An 8872-nucleotide genomic window follows, 5' to 3' on the forward strand; every position below is an offset into this window, starting at 1 on the left:
ATGGAAAGCTTCTGCAATGTAATCAAAGGAAACGATACTACTGCACTCGTCAGATGGATGAAAAAATACTGGAAAACTAGGATATCTTCGCTTAAGACCTTTATCATCGGATTGAGACATGATTATCGGGCTGTTAGAAATACTATCAAGTTAAACATCACCAATGGAATCACAGAAGGTTTTGTCAACAAGCTAAAGGTCGTCAAGAGAGTCATGTATGGCAGAGCGGGTATCAATCTGTTGAAGAATAAACTCATACTTGAACATGTGCTCTTCAACTAAATTGCAGAAGAACCACATAGATTTTCGTGAGGCCTGAGCAGCCATTAAACATGAAATTCATATTCTTCACATTGGCTGTTTTGAAGCTTGAAAGGTTAAGAGAATTGAGGCCTGAGCAGCCATAGAACATGTAGCTCATATACTCCACATTGGCAGTGTTGAATGATGACAGGGCAAGAGAGGTGAGACGTGAGCACCAACAGAACATGCAGCTCATATCCGTCACATTGGCTGTATTGAAACTTGAAAGGTCAAGAGCGGTGAGGCCCCCGCAGCCATAGAACATGTTGTTCATATTCGTCACATTGGCTGTATTGAACTTTGAAAGGTCAAGAGATGTGAGACCTGAGCATTCATAGAACATCTGAAACATATTCGTCACATTGGAGGTATTGAAGTTTGAAAGGTTAAGAGATGTGAGCTTTTGGCAGCTGCTGAACATAGAACTCATATCCTTCACCTTGTCTGTATTGAAACTTGAAAGGGTAAGATTTTCGAGGTCCGAGCAGCCATTGAACATAGAACTCATATTCTCCACCTTGTCTGTATTGAACTTTGAAAGGTCAAGAGATGTGAGACTTGAGCAGCCCCTGAACATAGAACTCATATCCGTCACATTGGCTGTATTGAAGAAGCTTGAAAGAGTGAGAGATCTGAGGTTTGAGCAGTCACTGAACATATATCTCATATTCTTCACTTCCTCAGTGTTGAGATTCTCTATGCCTTGTATTGTTGTAAGATTAGAAAAACCATAGAACCAAAGATAACAAGAAGTTGGCTTGGCATGGTTAAAAGACGAAGTAAAGACTACTTTTGTGCAATAATTTTTCACCTCATCGATAGACCATCCCGGGTCTTTAGCACCTTCATTAAATTTCCATTCTCCTTCGTTTCCTTCTATATAGTGCGCCACTTTAAATGTCAATACTTTTGTGTTTGCATCCCACTTTACGTATGGCGTTAAGTTACTCTTGGTGAAATAGCCAGATGTATAGTTGGCCATGGTATGGCCTATTTTATTAGGATTGTATGAAACATCTCCTTTTTTGAGGCTTGTGCAACCATAAAACATACCATCACTACTGCTGACATTGCCTGTGTCAAAATCATCGCTGACATAAATTGTCGTGAGGCCTGAGCAGCCATTGAACATGAAGCCCATATCCGTCGCCTTGGCAGTGTTGAATGATGACAGGTCAAGAGAGGTGAGGCCTGAGCAGCCAACGAACATGTTGCTCATATTCGTCACCTCGGCAGTGTTGAATGATGACAGGTCAAGAGAGGTAAGGGCAGAGCAGTCATAAAACATGTAGCTCATATTCTCCACCTCGGCAGTGTTGAATGATGACAGGTCAAGAGAGGTGAGGCCTGAGCAGCCCCAGAACATGCCGCTCATATCCGTCACCTTGTCAGTGTTGAATTTGGACACGTCGAGAGAGGAGAGACCTGAGCAGTTGCTGAACATACAACTCATATTCTCCACCTCGGCAGTGTTGAATTTGGACACGTCAAGAGAGGTGAGGTCTGTGCAGTTACAGAACATGTAGCGCATATCCGTCACCTTGTCAGTGTTGAATTTGGACACGTCAAGAGAGGTGAGGCCTAAGCAGCCTAAAAACATGTAGCTCATATTCTTCACTTCCTCGGTGTTGAGATTCTCGATGCCTTCTATTGTTGTAAGATAATTAAAATCTTTGAACCAATAATAACAAGATTTTGGTCGGACATCTTTGAATGAGTCGTCAAATACCACTTTGGTACAAGAAGATTTGCCACTCCATCCAGGAGCATTCCCTTCTGTATTGAGCGCAAAAGCGCCGCTAGGCACACTTTCCCCTCCTTCGAATGTGAGAGTATTTACTCCATCCCATACTACATAACCCACTGTTCCCTGTGCATTAACCGGGAGCGAGAATAGCATAATCATGATTGCTATCATGAAGGTTGTTAGATTTCTTTTCTTTGTCATAATACGTTATCTATTAGATTTATGATTTCAGTGTGCGAAATTAGTGATTTTTATTTGTATATAGTAACAAACGGATAATATTTTAAACATTTTTAAATAAACATCATCGGCAATTAAGAATCATAGGGGACAGGTTCATCGACCCTAAAGAGTGAACCGACGGACTGTCCCATGACCCTCGGTAGAAAAGTGGATTGGGATATGGTTGAAGGGGTGCGAGTGGTGAAGATTTAACGTTTTTAACTTGTGTTTACGCGAAAATGTGGGAGGTGGATGCCGAGACTTTAGCTTTGAGTGCTCCATAGTGGTTCGTCTTGCCAGTTGCCAGAGGGGAAGCCCATTGCGGCAATGTCAACCATTGGATATTTATCAAGCAATGCTATCAAATAGTTTTTGAATCCATTGTTCCTCCAAATGATGTCAACAAAATGTTTCAAGATGCAGAGAGTGAAGAATATTCGACCTTGCCTTACATTACTGCTCACCCATGGAGTCAATGGTCTTGTCATGGTGAGAGTTCGAAGAGAGAGCGAACGGTTCCAAAGACGAGCATGATGACAACAAGAATTTCGTGTCAAAGTCACCACTGTCATCCACGACATAAAGACAGGAATGGTCAAACAGAAATGCTTTGCTATCTTTTTGCGAATTCTATTGCTTGCGATGTTGTCATATATCCTTGTCAAAGTTCCAAGAGGTATGATTTCAGCTATCATCCATGAAGGTGGATACTGGTCTTCGTAAGTTTGCTTAAAGTGAGTGATGAAATCCTCTCTGCTTGTTTGCAGTTCCTTGTCAATAAGCGACATGGTTTTCTCAAACTTATCTGCATTGGCAAAATGGGTTCGATTTGTCAACCAAAACACATCATTTGTTTCGGCACAGGCAATATTTACAATTGCACTCCTGACGGCAACCTCTATTCGTTCTATTTGATTAAAAACAAGCTGTCTTAACTCTCGGTCGAACTCATAAAGCATTAAAGCATTTCCCAAGGTGCTTCCTGGTTTAAAAATATGCTCTGACTTGGGAGTCAAGAGGAAAGGATAAAAATACCCAGACAGCCGATAATAGCCAATAGAGCTTAGTATGTCTATAGCATTATCGATGTCGCTGCAATCTAAACCTCTGCTTTGAAGTATGGATATAAGTTCAGATGGTGATGAGTATTCCTTATTATATTTCATAAAATAAAACGACCCGCCGATTTAAGCATCGTTGAGAGGCTTGGCGGGTTCTTGTGCTGCAAAGGTAAGACATTTATTTGGATTGTGCAAGGGTTTTGAGGAAAAAATGTGCAAGGTGAGTGCAAAAAAGCAAGTTTACTTGTTTTTATTGCCGAGCCGCAGCCATTTTTATACAAAAAATGTGCAAGGTGAGTGCAAAAAAAAGCAAATTTACTTGTTTTTATTGCCGAGCCGCAGCCATTTTTATACAAAAAATGTGCAAGGTGAGTGCAAAAAAAAAGCAAATTTACTTGTTTTTATTGCCGAGCCGCAGCCATTTTTATACAAAAAATGTGCAAGGTGAGTGCAAAAAAAAGCAAATTTACTTGTTTTTATTGCCGAGCCGCAGCCATTTTTATACAAAAAGTGCGGAAATGGAGGCGATTTTTAACAGATGTTGGGTGTTGGAGATACAAAATGCGGCATCTGCAAACCAAAGTGGGTCATCTACAAACCATATAATTAACGGATAAGGGAACCAAACAGAGGCATGGGTCATAAGGAGAGGTACATTGGTTCACTCTTTAGGGTCGATGAACCTGTCCCTTTAGATTAAATTACCTCGTGTAAGACCGCAACCCGTATATGTTATTTCCCCGCAGGCGTTTGCGGCGGGCGTTTGCGGCGGGCGTTTGCGGCGGGCGGTCTTACACGAGGTAAGACCCTACATCGGAGATTAGCGGCAGGCGTTTGCGGCAGGCGTTTGCGGCGGGCGTTTGCGGCAGGCGTTTGCGGCGGGCGGTCTTACACGAGGTAAGACCCTACAACGGAGATTAGCGGCGACATATCGGCGAGATTAGCGGCGGCCAACTCGCCTATCGTGCGGTCGTGCGACTTAATCTTGCGTCTTATTGTTATTTTCATTGTGCATTACTTTAAAATAAAACTGTTTAACTGTTTTTCTGTTTTACTTTCTTTATTAGTCCCTCAGTATCGTCATAGTCAATCAAATTACGAGATCTCCACGTATTAAGCTGTGCCTTAGCGCTCTGCAAGTCGCCCGATTTGCCCGAATCATCGGGGACAGGTTCATCGACCCTAAAGAGTGAACCAACGTACCTCTCCTTATGACCCATGCCTCTGTTTGGTTCCCTTATCCGTTAATTATTTGTAACATTTTCATTCTTTTTATTGCCATTTCAATAAAAATCACTATTTTTGCCAACAAAATATTGTGATATGGCAAAATACATTAATCCTTTCACCGACGTCGGTTTCAAGAGAATCTTCGGGCAGGAACTGTCGAAACCGCTGCTGCTCGACTTCCTCAATAGCCTTTTTGAGGGAGAGAAGCACATCGTCAACCTTACATTCCTCGACAAGGAGCAACCTGCACTGTTTGAGGAAGACAGGTCGCTGATTTACGACATATATTGCGAGACCGACGAGGGCGAGAAGATAATAGTAGAGATGCAAAACAAGTCGCAGCCATTCTTCAAGAACAGGAGCATATACTACGTGTCGGAGTCGATAGCCCGACAAGGTGAGAGAGGTTCGTCATGGAACTATGAGATAGACTCTGTTTATCTTGTGGCGTTCCTTAACTTCAGCCCCTTGGATTTCAAGAAGCAGTTCCGCACAGATGTCGTTCTTGCCGAGAAGGATACGAAGGAGCAGTTCTCCGACAAGTTGCGTATGATATACCTCCAGCTTCCGTTGTTCACGAAGGAGGCCGATGAATGTGAGAATCAAGTAGAACGTTGGATTTATTTGTTAAAGAATATGGAAACATTAAACAGATTACCCTGGGCTGCTCAGAGTGCCGTTTTCAAGAAGCTCGAGAGCATAGCCGATGTGAGCGCCATGACCCGTGCCGAGCGCCTGCAATACGACGAGGCTCTGAAAAAATACCGCGACACCATCAGCGTGTTTGAGGGAGTGCGTATGGAAGGACGCATGGAAGGACGCATGGAAGGACGCGTGGAAGGTAGCTTGAAAGAAAAAATAGCAATTGCAAGCAACCTCAGGTCGATGGGCATGTCTATTTCAGACATCTCAAAGGCCACAGGCTTGCAGGAAGAGGAAGTTAAGGCGTTGTAAATTTATTGTAATTCCATCGGATTCATAGGGACAGGTACAACTGGTTCGCGACAAATAACGAACCGACGTACCAGTTCCTATGACTCAATAATCATCCCAATCAGAGCCTTTGGCTCTTAATCTGTGCCAATCTGTGTTAATCTGTGGTCTATAAAAAACACAAAGCCACGGAGTTTTTAAATTCTCTGTATCTTTAGAAAACTTAAAAATATTATCTCCGTGGCTCCGTGCCTCTATGTTAAAAAAAATATTCTTTAATCGCCGTAGATATCGCCGGTTAATCTGCCGTAATCTTCCTCAGAAGCATAACGTATCGATCCCGCGAGGATTACACTGGGAGTGATGTCATACACTTTTATTGCGGGACGGATATACTTTTTCTTTTCCATATTTATTAATGTCGTAATGAGTTATTTGATGATCAATTTGATAGTCTTGTTGCCACGGCGCACGATGTTCACGCCTTTTGCGGGAGCGTCGATGCGGCGGCCGTTGATGTCATAGTATTCGGCATCGTCGGTGGCTACAGAGTTGAGCAGGTCGATGGCAGTCGTTCCTTCTTCGCCACCACGACCGATAGAGAATGCCCTGGCACTCGATGTTTGAGCAGAAGCAGTCAAAGTCATATATGCGCGGAAGGGCTTGACGCTAACTTTCGTCACATTCTGGTTTTCCAGCATCTTTGCAGGATTCATCAGTTTGTTGTTCAGCAGGATGAAGGCATTGCCGTCGGCATCCTTAGAGAAAGTCTTCGTCTGATATGTGCCGCAGAGCTGCAGAGAGCTGCCGTCAGTGCCATTGACTTTCGCCCCATCAACAGGCGCTTTCACTATCTGAGCATCTGTCGCAGAGATATTGATTTCCTTAATCTCGCCATCCTTAAACTTGAAGAGCACTGGCGTTCCGGCAGCAATCTCTCCCGTTATTTCCTCAATCTCCACCGCATTAGCAGTTGCACCATTAAGCTGATATGCAGTAAAATTAAAATTAGCCGGGGTATATGCAAATGGCAGGCAGAGTGAGAACCATGTTGAATTAGATGACGAGAGGTCGCGGGAATAAGTAGCCGATTTTGCCTTAAACTCATATTTTGGAGTGAAGTCATAGTCTCCTGACAGGTTAAGACTTTTAGTCGTCAAAGGATTTCCGCATAATTCCACCTTATTTTCGCCCAATGTGAAATATGTCTTGAAATAGCCGTCTTTATAGTTGGCCATTTCTATGCCTGTATAAAGAGGATAGTATGAAGCAGCTCCTTCGAGTCCGAAGCAGCTCTGAAACATACCATCACTACTGCTGACATTGCCTATTGTAAAATCATCGCTGACATAGATCGTCGTGAGGTCTTGGCAGTTATAGAACATGTAGGTCATATCCTTCACATTGGCAGTGTTGAATGATGACAGGTCGAGAGATATGAGGCCTAAGCCACCAAACATGCCTTCCATATTCGTCACATTGGCAGTGTTGAATTTGGACAGGTCAAGAGACTTGAGGCCTGAGCAGCTATTGAACATTTCGCTCATATCAGTCACTTCCTCGGTGTTGAGATTCTCTATGCCTTCTATTGTTGTAAGTTGCGAAAAACCAAGGAACCATTGACAACAAGAAGTTGGCTTGGCATGGTTAAAAGACGGAGTAAAGACTACTTTTTCGCAATCAGAATACACCTCACCTAACCATCCCGGGGCAGTAGCACCTTCATTAAATTTCCATTCTCCTTGAGTTCCTTCTATATAGTTCGCTACTTTAAATGTCAATACTTTTGTGTTTTCATCCCACTTTACGTATGGCGTTAAGTTACTCTTGGTGAAATAGCCAGTTTTATAGTTGGCCATGGATTTGCCTGTTTTACCTAAGTCGGAGTATGAAGCAGCTCCTTCGAGTTTGCTGCAACCTTTAAACATATCTAAACCACTAGTGCCATCGCTTGTGGTAAAATCATCGCTGACATAAATTGTCTTGAGGCCTGAGCAGTATTTGAACATATAATCCATCTTCGTCACCTTGGCTGTATTGAAGTTTGAAAGGTCAAGAGATGTGAGACGTGAGCAGTTATAGAACATATAACTCATATTCGTCACATTGGAGGTATTGAAGTTTGAAAGGTCAAGAGATGTGAGACGTGAGCAGCCATTGAACATGTAGCTCATATACGTCACATTGGCTGTTTTGAAACTTGGAAGGTCAAGAGATGTGAGACTTGAGCAGCCATTGAACATGCGGGTCATATTCTTCACATTGGATGTATCGAAGTTTGAAAGGTCAAGAGAGGAAAGGCCTGAGCAGCTGCTGAACATAGAAAGCATATTCGTCACATTGGAGGTATCGAAGTTTGAAAGGTCAAGAGATGTGAGACCTGAGCATTCATAGAACATAAAACCCATATCCGTCACATTGGCTGTATTGAAGCTTGAAAGCTCAAGAGATGTGAGACTTGAGCAGTCTCTGAACATAGAACCCATATCCGTCACATTGGCGGTATTGAAGTTTGAAAGTTTAAGAGATGTGAGTTTTTTGCAGCCATCGAACATATTACTCATAGTCGTCACATTGGCTGTATTGAAGCTTGAAAGAATGAGAGATTCGAGACTTTGGCAGTCATAGAACATGTATCTCATATTCGTCACATTGGCAGTGTTGAGATTCTCGATGTTTTTAATAGATGTCAATTTGCTACAATTATAGAACCATTTATAGCATGAAGTCGGCCGTGCATCTTGGAATGATGGATCAAAGACAACTGTCGTAATGGATGTTGTATTTGCTAACCAGTCTGGAGAAATATTAGTATGAGTAGGATCGGTAGGAACATCATATACATTTCCACTCTCTGGTTTGTCGCCATACTTGAACGTCAGCGTACCGCCTTCGAACACTGTGTACATTACTTGTGCCCACGTTGATGCAGGCATCACCATAGTCATCGCGAGCATCATCATCGTGACGAGCCATCTTAATTGTTTGGTTTTTCTTTTGCTTGTCATAATACGTTATCTATTTGATTTATGATTTCAGGGTGCGAAATTAGTGATTTTTATTTGTATATAGTAACAAACGGATAATATTTTAAATATTTTTAAATAAACATCATCGGCAATTAAGAATCATCGGGGACAGGTTCATCGACCCTAAAGAGTGAACCAATGTACCTGTCCCTATGACTTGTCAACTAAACTGTTCTCTTTCTCTTCTTATTCTTTCTCGTTATCTTTATCGTCACCTCCTTCCCCTCTTTCAGTTCTTCCAATACCCTTTCCTTCACGCAGTCATACGTGGCTTGTGTATCCACGAGCAGGCCTATGGCGGCTTTTTTTCCAACAATGATCCTACCGTCGAAACGGCGGTGGACTCC

8 protein-coding genes are annotated in these 8872 nt (G+C 42.6%); 3 read left to right on the plus strand and 5 right to left on the minus strand.

Annotated elements, in window-relative coordinates:
- The coding region (locus tag CIK99_RS09690) for a transposase (protein WP_094381322.1) at positions 1-282 on the plus strand (282 nt) is incomplete at its 5' end.
- Here CIK99_RS09690 and CIK99_RS09695 read toward each other — a convergent pair.
- Positions 275-2251, minus strand: coding sequence for a BspA family leucine-rich repeat surface protein (locus CIK99_RS09695; RefSeq protein ID WP_094381323.1), 1977 nt, complete (start codon positions 2249-2251; stop codon positions 275-277). The two genes, CIK99_RS09690 and CIK99_RS09695, sit on opposite strands and share 8 nt — an antisense overlap.
- A 284-nt stretch (positions 2252-2535) precedes the next feature.
- Positions 2536-3438: an Abi family protein gene (locus CIK99_RS09700; protein WP_094381324.1), complete on the minus strand. Its 903-nt coding sequence runs from the start codon at positions 3436-3438 to the stop codon at positions 2536-2538.
- 115 nt (positions 3439-3553) lie between these two features.
- Between CIK99_RS09700 and CIK99_RS14960 the strand changes: the two genes are divergently transcribed.
- Positions 3554-3781, plus strand: coding sequence for a hypothetical protein (locus CIK99_RS14960; protein WP_144007956.1), 228 nt, complete (start codon positions 3554-3556; stop codon positions 3779-3781).
- A gap of 875 nt (positions 3782-4656) precedes the next feature.
- A complete protein-coding gene (locus CIK99_RS09715; RefSeq protein WP_094381327.1) occupies positions 4657-5517 on the plus strand; it encodes an Rpn family recombination-promoting nuclease/putative transposase in 861 nt (286 codons plus the stop codon).
- A gap of 254 nt (positions 5518-5771) precedes the next feature.
- On the opposite strand, the gene CIK99_RS15905 is transcribed toward CIK99_RS09715, so the two are convergent.
- The 3 genes from CIK99_RS15905 to CIK99_RS15410 all read right to left on the minus strand — a co-directional run.
- Positions 5772-5906 (minus strand): hypothetical protein, encoded by a 135-nt coding sequence (locus CIK99_RS15905; RefSeq protein ID WP_256387396.1) that lies wholly within the window; start codon positions 5904-5906, stop codon positions 5772-5774.
- A 21-nt stretch (positions 5907-5927) separates the two neighbouring features.
- The gene (locus tag CIK99_RS09720; RefSeq protein ID WP_094381328.1) at positions 5928-8504 is read right to left on the minus strand and encodes a BspA family leucine-rich repeat surface protein; all 2577 of its coding nucleotides are present in this window, start codon (positions 8502-8504) and stop codon (positions 5928-5930) included.
- Positions 8505-8689: 185 nt separating this feature from the next.
- Positions 8690-8872, minus strand: a 183-nt coding sequence (locus tag CIK99_RS15410) for a hypothetical protein (protein ID WP_158215956.1), incomplete at its 5' end; no start/stop codon positions are given.

The organism is Prevotella sp. P5-92, from assembly GCF_002251245.1.
Lineage (GTDB): Bacteria > Bacteroidota > Bacteroidia > Bacteroidales > Bacteroidaceae > Prevotella.

Excerpts from the sequence above, each read along its gene's own strand:
- CIK99_RS09720 (WP_094381328.1), bottom strand. The coding sequence starts at position 8,504 with ATGACAAGCAAAAGAAAAACCAAACAATTAAGATGGCTCGTCACGATG.
- CIK99_RS09715 (WP_094381327.1), top strand. The coding sequence starts at position 4,657 with ATGGCAAAATACATTAATCCTTTCACCGACGTCGGTTTCAAGAGAATC.
- CIK99_RS09700 (WP_094381324.1), bottom strand. The coding sequence starts at position 3,438 with ATGAAATATAATAAGGAATACTCATCACCATCTGAACTTATATCCATA.
- CIK99_RS09695 (WP_094381323.1), bottom strand. The coding sequence starts at position 2,251 with ATGACAAAGAAAAGAAATCTAACAACCTTCATGATAGCAATCATGATT.
- CIK99_RS15905 (WP_256387396.1), bottom strand. The coding sequence starts at position 5,906 with ATGGAAAAGAAAAAGTATATCCGTCCCGCAATAAAAGTGTATGACATC.